The 18,592-nt window shown below is 52.2% G+C and carries 14 protein-coding genes; 12 read left to right on the forward strand and 2 right to left on the reverse strand.

Going from position 1 to position 18,592, the window contains the following annotated elements; genetic code table 11:
- Positions 1-315 precede the first annotated feature (315 nt).
- The 6 genes from ACJJIJ_RS14905 (at position 316) to ACJJIJ_RS14930 (ending at position 7,596) form a co-directional block, all read left to right on the forward strand.
- Complete coding sequence (locus tag ACJJIJ_RS14905; protein ID WP_444937764.1) at positions 316-2,097, forward strand: trans-sulfuration enzyme family protein; 1,782 nt, start codon at positions 316-318, stop codon at positions 2,095-2,097.
- A gap of 108 nt (positions 2,098-2,205) precedes the next feature.
- A complete protein-coding gene (locus tag ACJJIJ_RS14910) occupies positions 2,206-3,504 on the forward strand; it encodes a S1C family serine protease (RefSeq protein ID WP_444937765.1) in 1,299 nt (432 codons plus the stop codon).
- A complete protein-coding gene (locus tag ACJJIJ_RS14915) occupies positions 3,495-4,532 on the forward strand; it encodes an FHA domain-containing protein (protein ID WP_444937766.1) in 1,038 nt (345 codons plus the stop codon). Before ACJJIJ_RS14910 ends, ACJJIJ_RS14915 begins: the two co-directional genes overlap by 10 nt.
- Positions 4,529-5,602 (forward strand): histidinol-phosphate transaminase, encoded by a 1,074-nt coding sequence (hisC, locus tag ACJJIJ_RS14920; protein ID WP_444937767.1) that lies wholly within the window; start codon positions 4,529-4,531, stop codon positions 5,600-5,602. The genes ACJJIJ_RS14915 and hisC overlap by 4 nt, the downstream gene beginning before the upstream one ends.
- 76 nt (positions 5,603-5,678) lie before the next feature.
- Positions 5,679-6,587 (forward strand): penicillin-insensitive murein endopeptidase, encoded by a 909-nt coding sequence (gene mepA / locus ACJJIJ_RS14925; protein WP_444882777.1) that lies wholly within the window; start codon positions 5,679-5,681, stop codon positions 6,585-6,587.
- A gap of 4 nt (positions 6,588-6,591) precedes the next feature.
- On the forward strand, positions 6,592-7,596 hold the full coding sequence (locus ACJJIJ_RS14930; protein WP_252083335.1) for a D-alanine--D-alanine ligase: 1,005 nt from the start codon (positions 6,592-6,594) through the stop codon (positions 7,594-7,596).
- A gap of 85 nt (positions 7,597-7,681) precedes the next feature.
- Here ACJJIJ_RS14930 and ACJJIJ_RS14935 read toward each other — a convergent pair whose 3' ends face one another.
- Positions 7,682-8,251: an HNH endonuclease gene (locus ACJJIJ_RS14935; protein ID WP_444937768.1), complete on the reverse strand. Its 570-nt coding sequence runs from the start codon at positions 8,249-8,251 to the stop codon at positions 7,682-7,684.
- An 801-nt stretch (positions 8,252-9,052) separates the two neighbouring features.
- Here ACJJIJ_RS14935 and ACJJIJ_RS14940 point away from each other — a divergent pair.
- The 5 genes from ACJJIJ_RS14940 (at position 9,053) to ACJJIJ_RS14960 (ending at position 15,767) form a co-directional block, all read left to right on the forward strand.
- Positions 9,053-10,531 carry a DUF7133 domain-containing protein gene (locus ACJJIJ_RS14940; RefSeq protein WP_444882780.1) on the forward strand — a complete coding sequence of 493 codons (1,479 nt, stop codon included), beginning with the start codon at positions 9,053-9,055 and terminating at the stop codon, positions 10,529-10,531.
- Positions 10,532-10,613: 82 nt separating this feature from the next.
- Entirely contained in the window at positions 10,614-10,865 is a 252-nt protein-coding gene (locus ACJJIJ_RS14945; protein ID WP_444882781.1) for an exodeoxyribonuclease VII small subunit, read from the forward strand.
- Positions 10,866-11,774, forward strand: coding sequence for a polyprenyl synthetase family protein (locus tag ACJJIJ_RS14950; protein WP_252083339.1), 909 nt, complete (start codon positions 10,866-10,868; stop codon positions 11,772-11,774). It abuts the gene before it with no gap.
- 94 nt (positions 11,775-11,868) lie between these two features.
- A complete protein-coding gene (gene dxs / locus ACJJIJ_RS14955; RefSeq protein ID WP_252083340.1) occupies positions 11,869-13,785 on the forward strand; it encodes a 1-deoxy-D-xylulose-5-phosphate synthase in 1,917 nt (638 codons plus the stop codon).
- Positions 13,786-13,916: 131 nt separating this feature from the next.
- Positions 13,917-15,767 carry a DUF885 domain-containing protein gene (locus ACJJIJ_RS14960; protein ID WP_444937769.1) on the forward strand — a complete coding sequence of 617 codons (1,851 nt, stop codon included), beginning with the start codon at positions 13,917-13,919 and terminating at the stop codon, positions 15,765-15,767.
- A 71-nt stretch (positions 15,768-15,838) separates the two neighbouring features.
- Here ACJJIJ_RS14960 and ACJJIJ_RS14965 read toward each other — a convergent pair whose 3' ends face one another.
- On the reverse strand, positions 15,839-17,914 hold the full coding sequence (locus ACJJIJ_RS14965; RefSeq protein WP_444937770.1) for a TonB-dependent receptor: 2,076 nt from the start codon (positions 17,912-17,914) through the stop codon (positions 15,839-15,841).
- A gap of 289 nt (positions 17,915-18,203) precedes the next feature.
- Between ACJJIJ_RS14965 and ACJJIJ_RS14970 the strand changes: the two genes are divergently transcribed.
- On the forward strand, positions 18,204-18,521 hold the full coding sequence (locus ACJJIJ_RS14970) for a DMT family transporter (RefSeq protein ID WP_252083343.1): 318 nt from the start codon (positions 18,204-18,206) through the stop codon (positions 18,519-18,521).
- Positions 18,522-18,592: the final 71 nt, after the last annotated feature.

Below are 18,592 nucleotides of genomic sequence, written 5' to 3' on the forward strand. Positions count from 1 at the left end.
ACAAGGTCCGACTAAGACTCTGCACCCGTCGGTTCCAGCTTGTCCGCTCAGCTTGCGCTGATTCTTCCCGCTTCTCGCACCTCCGACAGTGCGAGAATACAAAATCCATCCGAAATGTTGTGGGGGCTGCCCATCCGTGGCAGGGAACCGCTTTCACAATCTCCCGTACCCCCTCAACTGGTAGCTACTTTACGAATTCGGGAATTACAGGTCTATCACGGCCAATTACAAGGAATTACACGCCAAGTATTTTATCCTTTCTCTCAGGCTGTTAGAGTCATCTAATAACAAAAAGCATCACCTGATGAGGATACGATGGAAGCGAATCTCGAAGATGTAAAAATTCTCTCTCCCCGACGCAACAGCACTGAGGCCACTAATATTGCGGAGCTTGCTCGGGAGCAACTCCAGCATTTTTGTATTGATCGGGAGTCGGAGCACGGGCGTTTACTGGAGCAAACTGCGGCGCTGTTATATCAAGCACAGGGCAACTTGAACCAGCTGTGGAGTCAGGTAAGCGAAACTCTGAACCGATTGGATCGGTCCGACAAGATTGCCTACTTCAATGCCAAGCGCTTTATGAGTTTCCAGCTGGCAAAACTATTGGACACCCTTCAAAATCCGTTGCGCGCCAGCTTTCAGAGTCTGCAGGGAGATGATTTCAATATCACCACCCGCGGTGGCTACCCACTGTTCGATAATATCCCGGCGATTTTTTCTGCTACGCCGGTGATTGCACGCACCGCCACTTATATCTATGCCTGTACCGAGTGGATAGACGACGCCTTCCGCGGCCGTGAACCCAGCCACGATATCTACTCGCGCCTACTCAACCCTACCTCGATCTCCCTGGCCAACGCCATTGTGGATTTGGAGTGCGGACCGGCAGCCAATGAGTATATGGCCTGGAACTTCAATTCCGGTATGGCCGCCATTGACTCACTACTCTCCAATCAGCTGCGCCGCGACGATATTTTAATCGTCTCACGCAATATCTATGGCGGCGTACACCAGCTCTTACAGGACTTTTATGCTCGACCAGACAAACTGGCGATCCAGCTGGTTTGGTTTGACGGCACCAGCGGTAAAGACTTCGAAAAACTACTGGCCGACACACAGCGCGATTACGCCGATGCCCTTCAGCAAGGCTCCAAGCTCCACGTCTATATCGAATCGCCCTGCAACCCCCACGGTATCATGTTGGACGTACCCGCTATCTGTAAGGCTGCACACCAGGAAAATATTCTGATCAGCCTGGATGCCACCCTGGCCACCCCCTTCCTCTACCAACCACTGCGACGCCAAGATCGCGAGGAGCGTCCAGACTTTGTTGTGCACTCCTACACCAAAGACATTGGCGGCACCGGTGCCGCAACCGCTGGCGTGGTGATTGGGGAAAACCACCGTATGTTTATTCCCAAGGGCGACAGTGCCAAGGGGCTGAACTGGGATCAGTGCATGTTCTGGGATGTGTATTACATCAAAGGCGCTTTCCTAGATGCGGATAAAGCCTGGGAGGTGCACTGTGGTATGCGCACTCTGGAAATGCGTATGTTGACCAAGTGTATCAATACCCAGTGCCTCAGCCATTTCTTCGCCAGTCACAGCAAAATTCGTGTGAACAGCCATGCGGTGGAAAGCCATCCGAACGCGAAGCTACGCAAAGCCTTGATGCGCTATCAGCTGCCAACCCCATTATTTAGTATTGATATGGAAGCGGCACAGATTCCCACAGAGGCTTTCAAAAGTTTCTTCGATGCGCTGGAGCCCGCATTTGGACAGATGGTAAGCCTGGGGCAGACCAATACCATGGTGCTTTGCCCCGCGTTGACTTCTCACTCCGAACTTTCTCCTCAGGCCATGGAAGCGGCGGGTATATTCGCAACCACAATCCGAATATCGGTGGGAGATGAAAATATGGCCCAGCTAGCGGCTCATGTGATCAGCTGTGCGCGTTTACATCTGGACCCGGTCAGCCCTGGGTTTAGTGAAGGCTTTATCTCACCGCAGGAAGCGGATGCTACCTTCACCCGCTTCTATCTGGAATCGCATAAAAAAGTTGTAGAAGCACAACCGAAAATCACCGACTACCTGTAAAAATCTGAAAAGCGGGCGCGCAGCAATTATCCCCTGCCGTGGCCCGCTTGTTGCACTACCCTATATCCCGTAGTATCACCGCTTCTGTCCATAATTTAATCAAACAAAATGCCGAATTTTTCTGCCCACTTTCTGGCCTGGGTGCTCTTCTGTCTCTCAACTCTGGCGCTGGCACAGGGATATGAGCAGCTTTACAGCGACTATCGCGGTAGCCTCTATCAAATACGCTTAATTGAAAAATCTTCTAATTCGAAAGCCGGGCTCGGCTCAGGATTCCAGATTTCCGCCGATGGTCTACTCGCCACCAATTACCACGTTGTCGCGCAAGCAGTTAGCGATCCGGATAAATATATACTGGAATATCTTTCAACCGATGGCACCAAGGGCACCCTAGAGCTCTTGGATATTGATGTCGTCAACGACTTGGCGCTACTGCGCCAGGACAAGCCAGGCAAAGAATACTTGCAACTCGCCACCGAAACCCCAAAGCAAGGCGAAACCATAGTCTCCCTCGGTAATCCTCTGGATCTAGGGATGACCCTGATCCCTGGCACTTACAACGGTATCGCCGGAGGTAGTTTTTACGATCGTATTCATTTTGCCGGTTCTATTAATCCCGGCATGAGTGGTGGCCCGGCTATTAATACTCGCGGCCAAGTAGTGGGGATCAATGTGGCAACTGCCGGTAACCAGGTAAGCTTCCTGGTTCCGGTGGATAAACTTATCAACTTGTTAAAGCACTTCCATCAACGCAATGTGGCACTGGACCTACAAAAGGTCACCTACCAGCAGCTGCTCGACAATCAACAGCGTATTATCGACTCCATTCTGGAGGCGGACTGGCAGCGCCGCTCCCTCGGCGAGGCCAAGGTTGTTGGGGAAATAGTGCCCGCCATTAAGTGCTGGGGCAACAGTGAGGAAGATAGCGACAATCCTATTAAACGCATCGATAAAGGTTGTACTGGGCAGGATGTGATTTTTCTCTCCGACGACTTTAACACCGGTCGAGTGGAGTACGAGTTTTTCTGGCTCGAATCTGAAGGTTTTCTACCGGCACGCTTTTATGCGGAATACGAGCATCAGATGAGCACTTTTTATCCTGGCAACAGTGCCGGTGAAGAGGATGTCACCAACTTCCGCTGCCGCCAGAACTTTACCTCCCAGCCGCGCAATGGCAATGGCCCCGTATCCAAACCAGAGCGCAGTAAAAAACCGCTAATTAGCCGCACCAGTTACTGTGTAAGACGCTATAAAAACTTCCCCGATCTATACGATATCTTTTTCTTGAGCCTCAGCGTGGACCAAAAGAATCGCGCGCTGGTCAGCCACTTTACTCTATCCGGCTTTACCCGGGAGTCTGCCGACGCCTTTGCCGAGAAGTTCACGAGCGAAATCCAATGGCACTGATAATTGAAGAACTCAACCGCGCTCACCGGGTGCAGGTGCGCTACCGAGTGGAAGGTGAAAAGTTCACCCTGGGCCGCGCCTATAGCAACGATGCAATCTTGGAAGACATCCACACAGATGGGCGCCATGCAGAAATTCGTCGGGAAGAAGATGGCAGTTATATTCTGCACGATTTGAATACGGTGAATGGCAGCCAGCTACTGGGGAATCTGAAAGACCGATCGGTTAAGCCGGGGGAGATCTCCTCCCATCAGATTACCTCTGGGGATCTAATACAATGTGGTAAGTCGCGCTTACGAATATTTAATTGCGATGACGATGTTGCCGAGGCTACCCCTCTGCATTCGCTGGAAAACCTGTTTGCCAGCCTATCCAACCCTCTGTACGCCACACTCCTGGTACTCGCCGTAGCTCTGTCCACGGTACTGCTCAGCTACCTCGGCTACGCGCGTACTTATCAATGGACCATCGCCGTCAACATCTTAATCAGTGCGGTGATCGGCTTGGTGATTTATGCGGGTGCCTGGGCTTTTGTAGGCAGGGTGGTACGCCACGAAACACACTTCTTTGCCCACCTTTCCATCGCCGCTATGGGCGTACTCACTTACGCCGTCTGGGAATGGTTCGGCAGTATACTGAATTACAACTTCGCCATAGGGGATACCATGGAGGTTCTGGACTTCCTGGTACTCGCTGTCATTTTGCCCGCTATGCTCTGGTGCGCTTGTTATCTGGCCACCAACTTAGGCCGCGCCTGGCGCTGGGCGGTAGCACTAGTACTGCCACTCGGCTTTTTAGGCCTCAGTCTGGTGGAAACGATCAGCTCGATCGATGACTTCCGCGAAACACCGGCGCTCTCCACTGAGCTCAAATACGATAATATGTTGTTGCGTAAACCGGTGCCCATGCAGGAATTTATCACCGGTTCGGCCGCACTATTTGATATTCCTATCAAAAAAGAAGAGCCGGAAAATGAGAGCAAGGAGAGCCCTTCCGCAGAAAACGAGAACGCAGAGGTAGAGCAGTGAATACAGTGTTTTGGAGCCCCGGCCTGGAACAGTTGGAACCTTACACTCCCGGTGAGCAGCCCAGCGGTACAACTCTGATTAAACTGAACACCAACGAGAACCCCTACCCCGCTTCGCCCCAAGCACTGGCGCTATTAGCACAGAGAGATTTTGCCGACGCCCTGCGTCGCTATCCCGACCCAGAGTCCTGTGAGTTGCGCGCAGCCATTGCCACGCGATATGGACTGAATGACAGGCAAGTTTTCGTCGGTAATGGTTCCGACGAGGTCCTGGCGCTGAGTTTTTATAGTTTTTTCCGCCGCAACGAACCCTTACTGTTTCCCGATATCACCTACAGCTTCTACCCGGTGTACTGCCAGCTTTTCGACATAGAGTCCCGCAGTATTCCCCTCTCAGAAGATTTTAGTCTCAATGTGGAGGATTTCTCGGGTACTGCCGCTGGAATTATTATCCCCAATCCCAACGCCCCGACAGGACGCCACTTATCACTCGATAGAATTGAAGCACTACTGCAGCTACAACCAGAGCGAGTGGTGATCATTGATGAAGCCTACATCGATTTTGGGGGGGAAAGCGCCACCCAATTGATCGAGCAATACCCCAATCTGCTGGTCATTCACACCCTGTCTAAGTCTTATGCTCTGGCAGGTCTGCGCCTCGGCTTTGCTATGGGGCAGGAACACCTGATTGAGGGGCTGCTGCGCGCCAAGAACTCATTCAATTCTTATCCTATCGATGCCATCGCACAGGAAGTGGCTACTGCAGCCATCCGCGATAGGGCTTGGCATGAAAACAACTGCAGCAAGGTTGTCGCCACACGCTCTCGCACAGAAGAGGCACTGCTTGAACTGGGGTTTGAAGTTATACCTTCCAAAGCGAATTTCATACTGGCGAAGCCCCCTGCCCCTGGTGCCGAGGCCCTCTACCTGGCACTGCGCAAACTGGGCATTCTGGTGAGATACTTCAATAAGCCCCGCATCAGTGAATACCTGCGTATCTCTATTGGCACAGATCAGGAAATGGACCAACTGATAGGGAACTGTAAAGAGATACTTGCGTCACAGAGCTAGTAAACTGTCAGTCTATACTCGTCGGGTCCGCGCCCAGCGCAACCCGACCACCAGACTTATCGGTAACTAGGGATTTATGTCTCTCTTATTTAATCGCCCCAAACTGTTCGCCAATACCAAGCTCTTCGCCAGCGCTCTGGCTCTAGCCACCGCCATCCTGAGCTATCAGGCCCAGGCCAACCCCTGGGAGGAGAGTGAGAGCCCCAGCGCACAGAACCCAGCCAGCATAGGCACCTATACCAATGGCTGTCTCGCGGGAGGAGAAACCCTGCCTCTACGTGGCGAGGGCTATCAACTGGTGCGCACCGGCCGCGATCGCCACTTCGCCCATCCGGACACCATCGCCTTCCTCAAGGACTTTTCCCGGAGTGTTGCACGGAATAATCTCGGCAGAATTCAGATCGGCGATATGTCCATGGCGCGAGGTGGTCCCTTTGGCAGTGGAGGGCACAGTAGCCATCAGACCGGCCTTGATGTGGATATTTGGTTTTCACAAGACAAGCGCGCCGCAGAGCGGGCACTGACAGAGTGGGAGCGCGATAATATCTCCGCTATCCCTCTGGCGGATACCCGCGAACATCGCTTGGTCAAAGAAAATTGGGACGAACGAGTCCCCAAGATCCTGCGTATGGCCGCAGAGGATCAGCGGGTAGAGCGGATTTTTGTCCATCCCACCATCAAGCGTCACTTATGTGAAATTTCGGGTGTTGACAATGATTGGCTACGCAAAGTACGCCCTTGGTGGGGACACAATTACCATTTTCATGTGCGGCTTGCCTGCCCGGCCGGCAGCAGTGACTGCAAGCCTCAGGCTCCAGTGCGCACCACACCCTGCGGTAATGACCTGGACTGGTGGTTCAGCGAAGAATTCTACGCAATACTGAACGGCACTAAGGCCCAGCCGACAAAACCCAAACCCAAGACGATGCCGCAGCAGTGCCAGCAGGTTTTACTGGCGCCTCCAGCTGGCACCACGATGGAATAACTTTATGATCAACACCTTGCTTATCTGCGGCGGTGGCAGCAGCGAGCACGAAGTGTCCTTGCGCACCGCAGATTTTATTGAAGGACAATTGGCCGAATCCGAAGATATCGCCCTGATGCGAGTTGAGATGGATGCTAGCGGCTGCCTGACTGATAAAGAAGGTCGCGTCTATCATATCTTTTACGATGGCAAGATTCGCGATGAAGCCGGCAATGCCTGGGATGTGGATTACGTCATCCCAGCAATTCACGGTTACCCAGGAGAAACTGGCGACCTGCAATCCCAGCTCGAGATGTTCGGCATCCCCTATTTCGGTTCAGCACCGGAGGCGAGCAAAATTTGTTTTAACAAGATTAAAACGAAAATGTGGCTGAGCGCGCTAGGGATCGATAACACCCCCTATCTGTTTCTACACAGCTTGGAGGCTGAAGAGTTGAGTAAGGCCCACGCCGCACTGGAAGAGTGGGAAGCGGTCTTTATCAAAGCTTCAAACCAGGGTTCCTCGGTGGGCTGCTTTAAAGTCAGCCATAAGGAAGATTTGGAAGATGCAATCGCAGAAGCCTTTACCCTCTCATCCTATGTATTGGTAGAAAAAGCCCTCAATGCCCGCGAACTCGAGGTGGCAGTTTACACTTATGGCGAAGAGCTCATAGCCACTCATCCCGGTGAGGTCCGCGCGCCAGCAGATACTTTTTATACCTATAAGGAAAAATATGCCGCAGGCAGTCGCGCCGAGACGTTTATTAAAGCTGAGGGTCTGAGCGAAGAGCAATTGGCTTGGATTCAGGAAGTTTCGATACGTACTTTTAAGGCCCTAAAGCTGAAAGATCTCTCTCGCATCGATTTTTTCCTAACAGACGAAGGGGAGCTCTATCTAAATGAAGTCAATACTTTCCCCGGAATGACCCCCAACTCTATGTTCCCCAAAATGATGCAAAACCATGGCCATGATTTTACTGAATATCTGACGGGTCAAATTCGTTCCGCGGTAAAACAATCGCTTAAATAAATACTACCTTGAACCCCACTCAGAAAATTGACATTAAAAAAAGGGGCAATAGCCCCTTTTTTTAATGTCAGTAAACGAAACACAACTAGTGCAACAACCAATCCTGTTGCCGCCTACGGGAAAATTGGCTGCGCAGAAACTCCATCTGATCCCCGCGAATCCGCTCACTATTAATCAAAGCCAGATATTCTGCAGCATTGGGACAAAAGGGCAGAGCCAGTAATTCCATATCAATATCTTCAAGTAAAAAATTGCCCTTATGCTGATTACAGCGGCGACAGGCTGTGACCACATTTTCCCAAGAGTCCATCCCTCCCTTCGACACTGGGATAACATGATCTCGAGTTAGCTCAGCTGACTTAAAAATACTCCCGCAGTAGAGGCAGGTGTGCACATCACGAAAAAAAAGTGCGCGGTTTGTAAGCGGCGGACGGTTGCGTGGCCGCGCCATTCGAGCACCGCCACAGGCGATAATTGATGCCAGATCCAGGGCCGAACGCTCTCCATGTCGATTAAACCCGCCCCTTACCCTCTGTACTATGCCCCCCAAAGACCAGGTAACCAGATCCCGGACGTATAAACAGGAAGCCTCCTGCCAAGTGAGCCAGTCCAATGGCTGTCCCGCCAAATTCAGGCGCAAAATGCGTGCTTGCATGACTTCGCCTCCCCACAGTTAGACAGAAGAACCCGGCCTACTACTACAGCTAACCAAGCGGATGCTTTTCCGGCACTCAAGTATCTGATTTGACGTGCTGCCTGGAAGAAAGAGATAGATAAATAAGGCTGAACTTGAGAGTCCAGTTTGGATAAGGCGTTAAAGTGATAAGGGCGATAACCCGCTGATGATTTCAATGGCGAGAGGACAAGAGTCCGGCAGTGAGAGAATGCCAGAGTGTAAACGGGCACTGCTAATGATTGATTGCTGAATGCGCCATCCTCCACCGGCCCGAGCAATAATGGCCGACCTCTCATCATTAAAGCGGATAAATATTACAAATTCCAGATAGAAGCAGACCTGGCTTACAAAAAGTACCGACCGTGAATAATTAAGGACTAGAAAGGACGAAGATTAAGTAAAGAATTACTATTAAAAGTTATTTGAACAAATATAAATTCTTCGAGCATGTAAAACACCGCCCAGGCAATCCGGCCCGGGCGGTGCGTCTCACAGGATGGTGCCCATATCCTTAGGGCGAGCGGCGCATTCCTTTTATCCTTTGCCGCAGAGTTGCAGTCCCTTTTGCGTCCCTGCCAGTTAATTATGGACATCAGGCGAAAAAAGAGTAGGGGTAATCTGCTGAATTTTATGTAAGACATATCTCACAAGGTGAAATATTTCTTTAATAAATGAGAGGGAGACTCGATGAGTACACTGTGCTAAAACGGAGCTCAGTGCATGAGCGCGGCCACTATAAACACCTTTATTTCAAGTTCAATCGAAACAGGGAAAAAGACGTTGAAATATACGCTAATTTTTTTGCTTATCTTCAGCGCCGTTGTTTCAAGCGCCTTCACAGCAGTCTCTTCGGGTATTAGCGTTCCCTGGCGCCAAATCATTGGAGGCGCGAAAACCAGCGAGCAGGAGGTCACTCAAAATTTAACAGCCGCCACTGGCTATCAACTACAACTATTTACAGATAATGTGCCCAATGCTCGCTGGCTGGCAATAACCCGTTCGGGGGATATCCTTGTATCCCAACCCAAGAAGGGACAGGTTTCCCTGTTAACCCCCGATCGTAACGGTGATGGACGCGCCGACAGCCAGCGCATATTAATTGGAGACTTAAACCGCCCACACGGACTTCTACTGCATGAGAACTGGCTATATATAGCGGAAAGCGATGCTGTAGGCAGAGTGCCCTTTGATCACTCCGATGCCCGCCTGGCAGGGCGTTACCAGAGAATCGTCGAAGGCTTGGCAGACAGCGGCCATTGGACCAAAACCCTTGAAAAGGGACCGGATGGCTGGCTGTACCTCAGTAGCGGTTCCAGCTGTAACGTCTGTGTAGAAAAAGATCGTCGACGCGCCAGTATTATGCGCCTGCGTCCCGATGGCAGTGACCTCAAAATATTCGCCACCGGCCTGCGCAATAGTGTGGGGTTTGACTGGTCACCCAAAGATGGCGGCCTCTATGCCACAGATAATGGTCGCGACTGGCTGGGTGACAACCTGCCACCCGATGAGCTCAACCTTATCCAAGCCGACAAATTCTACGGCTGGCCCTACGCCTATGGTGACCGGGTACCGGACCCGGACTTTATCGACGATGAAGACCCCACCATCAAAGAAATGATTGCCGCTTCCCTCCCCCCTGTACACGAGTTCGCCGCACATAATGCCCCTCTAGGCATCCGCTTCCTGCGAAGTCCGGAACAACCGACAGGTTATCGCGGTGCTGCCTTAGTAGCACTGCACGGTTCCTGGAACAGAAGCGTGAAAGATGGTTACAAAGTGGTATCTCTACACTGGGATGAAGGCGGGAAAATCACCCAACGGGATTTCCTCTGGGGCTTCCTCAGCAACAACCGCAAGGAGGTTTCTGGCAGGCCAGTGGCAATTGCCGAAGATGGCAAGGGCAATATTTATATTTCAGACGATTACGCGGGGGCCATCTATCGTCTCTCACCCACCGCTACCCCACAAAAAGTAAAGTTATCCGCGGAGAGAACACCTACCACACCTAGGGTACCCAAAAAACCGCCACCAACCGATGCCACCGCCGCGCGCGAGGGAAGAGCGCTATACCTGAGCCACAATTGTGCGCAGTGCCACCAGCAACAGGTACCATTAGCAGGGCTCAACAAAAAGTACACCGTGCAAAGCCTGGCGGACTATTTTGATACGCCAACCCCCCCGATGCCCAGATATGATTTCACCGAGGAGCAGAAAAAAGCATTGGCCCACTACCTGCTTTCAAGGGAGGCTTTGCAATAACTCCCTCTTACCCCTTACTCCGTGCCAATTGACCCCTGCCGCGCCAGCGGCTAAGGTTGCCCCGCAATTACGAGGCGATGCTATGGCGGCAAAGAAAAAATCGGCAAGTTTTGAACAGAGCCTGGAGGCTCTTGAAGAATTAGTAGAACGCCTGGAGGCAGGAGACCTGCCCCTGGAGGAGGCCCTGGCCGACTTTGAGCAGGGGGTCAAACTCACCCGTGAGTGCCAGAAAAAACTCGCCAGCGCCGAGCAAAAGGTCAAAATGCTGATGGAGGAGAACGGTAGTATTCGCGAGTTGCCGTTCGAAGCCGATAACTCCTCAGGCGATTCCTAAGTGAGCTCCCCTACCCTGCCCGCCGAGCTGAGTGCATTCCTCAAGGATTCCTCCCAGCGTGTCGAAAGCCGTATCCGCGACACGCTGACAGAATCTATTCCCGGTGCCAATAAGCTCTTTGAGGCCATGCGCTATGCCGCACTGGGCCCTGGCAAACGCCTGCGCCCAGCACTCGTGTACGCCTGTGCCCAGGTCTTCCGTGGGGTGGATTTTGATCCTGCCAGATGCGACGCCAGCGCCGCTGCCCTTGAGTGCATCCACGCCTATTCACTGGTGCACGATGACCTGCCAGCCATGGATGATGACGACCTGCGCCGGGGTCGCCCCACTTGCCATATCGCCTACAACGAGGCCACCGCTATTCTCGCCGGTGATGCACTACAAACCCAGGCATTCGAACTGCTGTTGGCCGATAACACCGAACCCGCATTGAAGCTACTACTTATTGCGGAGCTCTCAAAGGCATCTGGCAGCCGGGGAATGGTTGCAGGTCAGGCCATCGACCTGGATTCTGTGGATAAAACCCTCACCCTAGCACAACTAGAAGCGATGCATCGCCTGAAAACTGGCGCCCTTATTCGCGCTAGTGCGCGCATGGGCGCGCTGCACGGTGGTGCTACCAGCGACCAACTGGAAGCGCTAACTCTCTACGCAGAAGCTATTGGCCTGGCTTTTCAGGTACAGGACGATATCCTTGACGTCACAGTAGATACTGCCATTCTGGGTAAAACTCAGGGCGCAGACGCCCTTCTCAACAAACCGACTTATGTCTCCCTATTGGGGCTCAAAGGCGCAAAAGAGAAGCTCCAGGGCTTGCGCGGGGAGGCCTTAAGTGCCCTTTCAACACTGCCCGGCGATACACTACTACTGAAGCAGCTGGCCGATTATATTGTCCAACGCGGCCACTAAGTCGGGATCTCTACCCCGTCATTGGGATGCAATATGCCCTTCACAGGCATACAATCCCCTTCACTAATACCATCTGTAGCAATTGAACCGTTTGATGCTCGAAGAAATTCCACGCACACGCCCGCATACGCCGCTGCTTGACGTCATTGACGAGCCGGCACAGCTGCGCGCACTCGATGAACGCCAACTGCCCGAACTCGCTAGCCAGCTGCGCGAGTACCTGTTGTATTGTGTCGGCCAAACCGGCGGACACTTCGGCGCCGGTCTCGGTGTGGTGGAGCTGACCATCGCCCTGCACTATATCTACAACACGCCAGAGGACCGCTTGGTCTGGGATGTGGGCCACCAAACCTACCCTCACAAGATACTCACCGGCCGCCGCGAGCAGATGCTCACCATGCGCCAGCAAGGCGGCTTGTCAGGCTTCCCCAAGCGCAGTGAGAGCCCCTACGACACCTTCGGCGTGGGGCATTCCAGCACCTCTATCGGTGCCGCCCTGGGAATGGCCCTGGGCTCCCCCGACGAGCGCAAAGTCGTGGCGGTGATTGGCGACGGCGCTATGACCGCTGGCATGGCCTTCGAAGCGCTCAATCACGCGTCTCACACAGGCCGGGATATGTTGGTTGTGCTCAATGACAACAGCATGTCGATCTCTAAAAATGTCGGAGGCTTGGCTACCTACTTCGCCAAGATTCTTGCCAGCAAGACCTATCTCAATATGCGCGAGGGCAGCCGCAAGATTTTATCGGCTATTCCCAAGGCCTGGCAGTTGGCGCGCCGCACCGAAGAGCATGTTAAAGGCATGATCACACCCGGCACTCTGTTTGAGGAACTGGGCTTCAACTACGTTGGGCCACTGGATGGGCACAACATGCACGATCTAGTGCACACCCTGCGCAACCTGCGCAGCCAGCCCGGTCCCCAGCTACTGCATATCGCCACTACCAAAGGCAAAGGCTTTGGTCCGGCTGAAGCCGACCCGGTGGGTTACCACGCATTGAACAAGCTGGAGCCAGAGAGCAAAGTCCAGGTGGCTGTGCCGGGCAGGAAGAAGCTGCCCAAGTATCAGGATATTTTCGGCCAGTGGCTGTGTGACACCGCCGAAAAGGACGAGCGCCTAATCGGAATTACCCCCGCCATGTGTGAGGGCTCTGGCATGGTAGAGTTTTCCAAGCGTTTTCCAAAACGCTTCCAAGACGTAGCTATTGCCGAGCAGCACGCCGTTACTCTCGCTGCCGGCCTCGCCTGCGAGGGCCAAAAGCCGGTTGTGGCCATTTACTCTACTTTCCTACAACGCGGCTATGACCAAATGGTGCATGATGTTGCTATCCAAAACCTGGATGTCACCTTCGCCATCGACCGCGCCGGCCTTGTAGGTGAAGACGGCCCAACCCATGCAGGCAGCTTCGATCTGACCTTTATGCGTTGCTTGCCCTACCTCGCCATCGCTGCACCCAGCGACGAGAACGAATGCCGCCAATTACTCTATACCGCATACAAGTACGAGGGGCCCGCCGCTGTGCGCTACCCCCGCGGTACCGGTATGGGCACCGCGATAGAAGAAGAGATGCGCGAGTTACCTATCGGTAAGGGCCGCCTACTGCGTAAAGGCAGAAGCGTGGCCATTTTGAATTTCGGCACCCTACTCGCTCCCGCTACGGCAGCGGCTGAGCGCCTCGGCGCCACTCTCGCCGATATGCGCTGGGTCAAGCCATTAGATGAAGCGCTGATTGATGAACTGGCCGACAGCCATCAGTTGCTGGTCACCATCGAAGAAAATACCATCGCCGGAGGTGCTGGCAGCGCCGTTATGGAGTATCTCAACAGCTCTGCGCGAACCCTGCCCGTACTGCAACTGGGCCTGCCGGACCGCATTATTGAGCACGGCAAACACAAAGACCTACTCGCAGAGATAGGCCTCGATGCCGGCGGCATTGAGGAACAAATCCGCCGGCGCCTGCAGCTGCTTAACCGGCACAATTTTAACGACCGCGCCGCAGCCGCAAACTAACCATAAGGGCCCGATAACCATCTGGGATATCGGGCTCCTGAACCACAACTCAGCCGCTTACTATTGATTTGACGATACCGCGTGACCTCGCGCCCTTCTATCAATCAATTTCCGCACGCCTTGGGGGAAAGATGTCACTACTCAAGAAAACTCTTGTCGCATCCATCGGTCTGTTCGCCAGCCTCAATGCAACCGCTATGGAACAGGAAGGTTTTAAGAAGGCCTATCGGGCGCTACCGAAAGAGAATGCCTCTGAAAGACTGGTGGCCCTACAGGATCTGCGCTATCGCTGGATTATGGAAAGCTTTCCCAGCCAGGCCACTTATGAGGGCTATCCAGGGCAAAATGATCGCTGGGTAGACAACTCAAAGAGAGGCATTGAGGCTCGGCAAGAGCAGACTCGTCGACTTTTAGGTGCTACGCGCAATCTCGATATCAGCGAGTTGCCCAAGCAGCAACAACTGGACTACCAGCTGCTTTACCAGGATTTACTCGGTGAGGTGAAGGGCTTCCAGTTCCCCGAACATCTACAACCCATTACCCATATGAGCGGTATCCAGCTCGATGTGCCGAATGTGCTCAACAGTATGCCGCAGAGTACGGTTGCTGATTATGAAGATATTCTGGCACGTCTATCAAAACTACCAACTTTGGTAACACAGACACAGACGCTGATGCACCAGGGATTAAGAAAAGGGGTTACTCCGCCGCAAATCACTCTGCGTGATCTCCCCCGACAGATCCGTGCGCTGATCCCCACAACTCCCGAGCGGAGTCCCCTACTCAGTGCTTTCTCGGAAATGCCCAGCGTCATCCCCAAAGCGAAACAAAAAAGCCTGCGCCAGCGCGCTCTCGCCATCTATGGGAGCCAGTTATTACCGGCATGGCGAGACTTGGCGGAATTTATCGAAAGGGAATACATTCCTGGTGCACAGAAAGGCATCGCCCTCAGCAGTCGTCCAGACGGTCTGCGCTGGTATGCCTACAAAGTAGAAAAGAGCACCACCACTCACCTTAGCCCGGAAGAAATCCACCGCATAGGCTTGGCCGAAGTGAAGCGTATCCGTGCAGAGATGCAAGCTGTCATGCAGAAGACAGGCTTCCAAGGTGACTTCAAGGCCTTCACCGAATTCCTACGCACTGACCCACGCTTTTACCACACCAGCCGTGAGGCCCTGTTACGAGACTACCGGGATATTGCCAAGCGCATCGATGGCGAGCTGCCCGCCCTGTTTGGTACCTTGCCCAGGCTGCCCTATGGAGTTAAACCCATTCCCAGCTACTCGGAGCAGTCACAGACCACGGCCTATTACCAGTCTGGCTCCAACGAAGCCGGCCGCGCGGGTATCTTCTTTGCCAATACCTACAACCTGCCCAGCAGGCCGAAGTGGGAAATGGAAGCGCTGACGGTGCATGAGGCAATGCCTGGGCACCACTTACAGATTGCCCTTGCCCAGGAGCAAACGGATATTCACCCATTGCGACGATGGACCTTCTATACCGCTTATGTAGAAGGCTGGGGCCTCTACTCCGAAAGCCTCGGTTATGACCTGGGTTTGTACAAAGATCCCTACAGCGAGTTTGGGGCGCTGACCTACGATATGTGGCGCGCCGTGCGTCTGGTTGTAGACACAGGCATGCATCAACTGGGCTGGAGCCGTGAGCAGGCAATTGACTATTTTATGGAAAATAGTGCAAAGCCTCTGCACGATGTCACCGTGGAAATTGATCGCTACCTGGTTTGGCCTGGACAGGCACTGGCCTATAAATTAGGGCAATTAAAAATTAAGGAGCTACGTGCAAAAGCAGAAGAGGAACTCGACAATAATTTTGATATCCGTAGCTTCCACGATGCCCTTCTTGGCGCCGGTGCCCTGCCCTTAAATATTCTCGAAACACGAATGAACAGCTGGATTGAAAGCCAGGGCTCTGCATCGGCCCAGGTTACTCCCCCTGTAACATCACAAATCTCTGCGGGCTAGACAAACGAAAGGGCAGGTATTTCCTGCCCTTTTTTATGACTGAAGTATCCGCTAAAAGCTCTCTAATCCAATCACCACTCTGAAGATACAGATAAATAGATTGCGCGTGGCTCCCCAGGAAAATACCTGTCCCCAGCAAAGCTGCTATAGTCCGCTCGCTCTGCGTAAGCCCTATTGGTTAGATTTAACATCCTTGCTGAGAGAGCCCAACGATCAAATTCCCACCGGGCTCGCAGGTTCAATAAGTTGTGCCCAGAATATTCATGCTGATTTTGGGGGTCGGTGTAATAGCGCCCTTGATACAACCACTCCAGTTCAGCGTTTATACCTTGCCGAGGTTGCCACTGCAGGCGATAGCTACCGAAAGCCCTGGGAGCTGAATCCACAAGATTGCCATCCAGTAATACTCCCTGCAGCTCTCGCTCATCTCGATAACGGTGCTCCGCATAACTGGAAGAAGCCTCCAGTCGCCAGTCCTGGGCAAATTTATAGCCAAGAGCCATCTCTACACCGCGATGTGAGGTTTTCCCATTAGATTGGTTAAAGTACTCCGTATCCCGAAAAATCACATTGCGCTTGCGCATTCCATAAGCGACGAGCTCATAAGATAGGTTTTCCTTAATAGCTCGTACCCCCAATTCAATACTGCTGATTTGCTCGGACTCCAATTCGGCAACAGTTTGTTCTCGCTGTAAACGGTAAAGTTCTGTTGCCTGGGGAACCCGATATCCTTGAGTCATATTTACAAATAATTGCAAGCCTGATGTGAAATCGTAAGTAGCTCCTAGTTTGGGTGACCAGTTCTGGAAACTGTCTTTGCGGTCTTCTGGCCGGCTAAACCTACAGCCACCAAAGCTACAAGGGAAACCATCCTCGGCCGTACGGCCAGAAAGCATTTTATTGTTGTAGTCATACTGTACCGACTCAAAACGTACACCGCTGTAAAGTTTTAAAGTATCGGTAACATTCCAGGTAGCCAAAGTAAAAGGAGCAACGCTGTAAGTATTTACTTGATAGTCATAGTGCTTACCTGCGGGGATAGTCTCCCGCAAAAAATCTGATCCCTCAGTTGGATCTTTTTGGAATTCTCGTAAGTAGCCTTGAGTAAATTCTGTATCTAGCCCCATTACTACTTCCAAGTTGCCTTCCCAGTTAAAAAGATAGCTACTCCGCAAGCCGATACTCTCCTGGCCATTTTCTTCCAACGCCTGCCCCGGCAAATAATGCTGCAGAAAACGCATATCTGTTTTTCTAAGATAAGGGGCCAGTGACAGTTTTTTTCCCGAGCCCAAATCAATATCGAGAATGGAGTAAAGCCGTACCGCGGAGGCATCGCGGAATGCTTCTGGATTCGGGTTTTCCCTGTCCCGATGATCATCCCGATAGGCATTGTATCCTTCGATATAACCCGCTGTTTCCTGATTTAAATTCGTGACTGCCAGACGAGAACGGATTTGTGTCTTCCCTGTAGTGACAGAGTGTAAAAGGCTGAGCTTTTGTTGATCGTAACCAGAGTGGTCCCGATAACCACCATCAGATGCCAGAGAAAGATCTGCTCGCACTCTGCCTTTGTTAGAAAAGTTAGATTCTGCCGAAATACTGGCTCGATAGTAATCGTGAGGACCACCTTCAAAGCCTAAAATGCCAGAAAAGGACTTGGTATTTTCTTCAATTTCCGGACTCAGAATATTCACGACACCATGCATAGCATTGGAACCAAACAGGGTGCTGGCCGGGCCGCGAATAACTTCAATTCTCTGAGCCATTTCACTATGGGATTCAAACAACTCATTTATATTGCAGAATCCATGTGCCCGCAGAGGGATGCTATCCTCCATTGTCAGCACACTGCCACAGGCTCCAGCCCCAGACAGTACTGGCGAACGCAATGCGGGTAAATATTCCTGGCCGTTACCCCTTGCCACATTGGCCCCAGGAACCCGCACTAAACTTTGCTGGATATGATTGTGCTTAATCAGCTTTAACTCGAAACGATCAACCATGGAGAAACTCTCTGGATAATCCTGAAACTGTTTCTCAACACGACTAGCTGTGACAACGACCGACTCTATTTTCGCCGAATCCGACAAAGCCACCTGACTGACCGGCAAAAGTATTAGCACCAGGCTCTTGGTTTTTATTAACATGCTTCCAGCTTATTTTTCCTTCGGTATCAGTCCACCATACAGGACCTGGGCAGGGTTTTCCCACTCTCCCCCAACTTCTCTCAAAGTCTCCTTCCGCATTAAGCTATCAAGCTCCCTGTCAAAAGCTATACCGAAGTAAAAACACGCTATAAAAAGGCGTCATCTACAAATTAGTCAATCTATTTTCCCTAATTTCTAGGCAAAGTGGCAGATAGCCATTCTCCGACCTAACCTCCAAGAGGAGGTCGAAATAAGATTTTTTAAAAATTACCCTTTAAAGAGGAAAAGCATGGCCTGGTTCTACCTGTTAATGGCCGGTCTTTGTGAAATAGGCTGGGTGCTGGGGCTAAAAATATCCCAAGAGACATCGACTCGCCTGCTGGGTGTTGTAATGGCGGTCGTATTTATTGGCCTCAGTGGGTTTTTATTGTGGTTGGCCCAGCGAGAGATTCCCATTGGCATCTCCTATGCCGTCTGGACCAGTATCGGTGCGGCCGGTGCCTTTCTGATGGGAGTCATTTTCTTTGGTGAGACAGCCAGTCTCGGGCGATACCTCGGAGTACTATTAATTATCGTCGGGGTTGTCACATTAAAACTGGCCCGCTAGTTTACATCGCAGTCATGAAGGGCAGCTAATGCTGCCCTTCAATGCCTGGTTGCATATCACTTACAAAACTA

It is taken from the genome of Microbulbifer mixtoriginis (SeqCode), assembly GCF_052467945.1.

What these genes read in the sequence shown, in the direction of transcription:
- mepA (WP_444882777.1), top strand. Translation starts at nt 5,679, where the DNA reads ATGTCTCTCTTATTTAATCGCCCCAAACTGTTCGCCAATACCAAGCTC.
- ACJJIJ_RS14905 (WP_444937764.1), top strand. Translation starts at nt 316, where the DNA reads ATGGAAGCGAATCTCGAAGATGTAAAAATTCTCTCTCCCCGACGCAAC.
- ACJJIJ_RS14945 (WP_444882781.1), top strand. Translation starts at nt 10,614, where the DNA reads ATGGCGGCAAAGAAAAAATCGGCAAGTTTTGAACAGAGCCTGGAGGCT.
- ACJJIJ_RS14915 (WP_444937766.1), top strand. Translation starts at nt 3,495, where the DNA reads ATGGCACTGATAATTGAAGAACTCAACCGCGCTCACCGGGTGCAGGTG.
- ACJJIJ_RS14935 (WP_444937768.1), bottom strand. Translation starts at nt 8,251, where the DNA reads ATGCAAGCACGCATTTTGCGCCTGAATTTGGCGGGACAGCCATTGGAC.
- ACJJIJ_RS14930 (WP_252083335.1), top strand. Translation starts at nt 6,592, where the DNA reads ATGATCAACACCTTGCTTATCTGCGGCGGTGGCAGCAGCGAGCACGAA.
- ACJJIJ_RS14965 (WP_444937770.1), bottom strand. Translation starts at nt 17,914, where the DNA reads ATGTTAATAAAAACCAAGAGCCTGGTGCTAATACTTTTGCCGGTCAGT.
- dxs (WP_252083340.1), top strand. Translation starts at nt 11,869, where the DNA reads ATGCTCGAAGAAATTCCACGCACACGCCCGCATACGCCGCTGCTTGAC.
- ACJJIJ_RS14960 (WP_444937769.1), top strand. Translation starts at nt 13,917, where the DNA reads ATGTCACTACTCAAGAAAACTCTTGTCGCATCCATCGGTCTGTTCGCC.
- ACJJIJ_RS14910 (WP_444937765.1), top strand. Translation starts at nt 2,206, where the DNA reads ATGCCGAATTTTTCTGCCCACTTTCTGGCCTGGGTGCTCTTCTGTCTC.
- ACJJIJ_RS14970 (WP_252083343.1), top strand. Translation starts at nt 18,204, where the DNA reads ATGGCCTGGTTCTACCTGTTAATGGCCGGTCTTTGTGAAATAGGCTGG.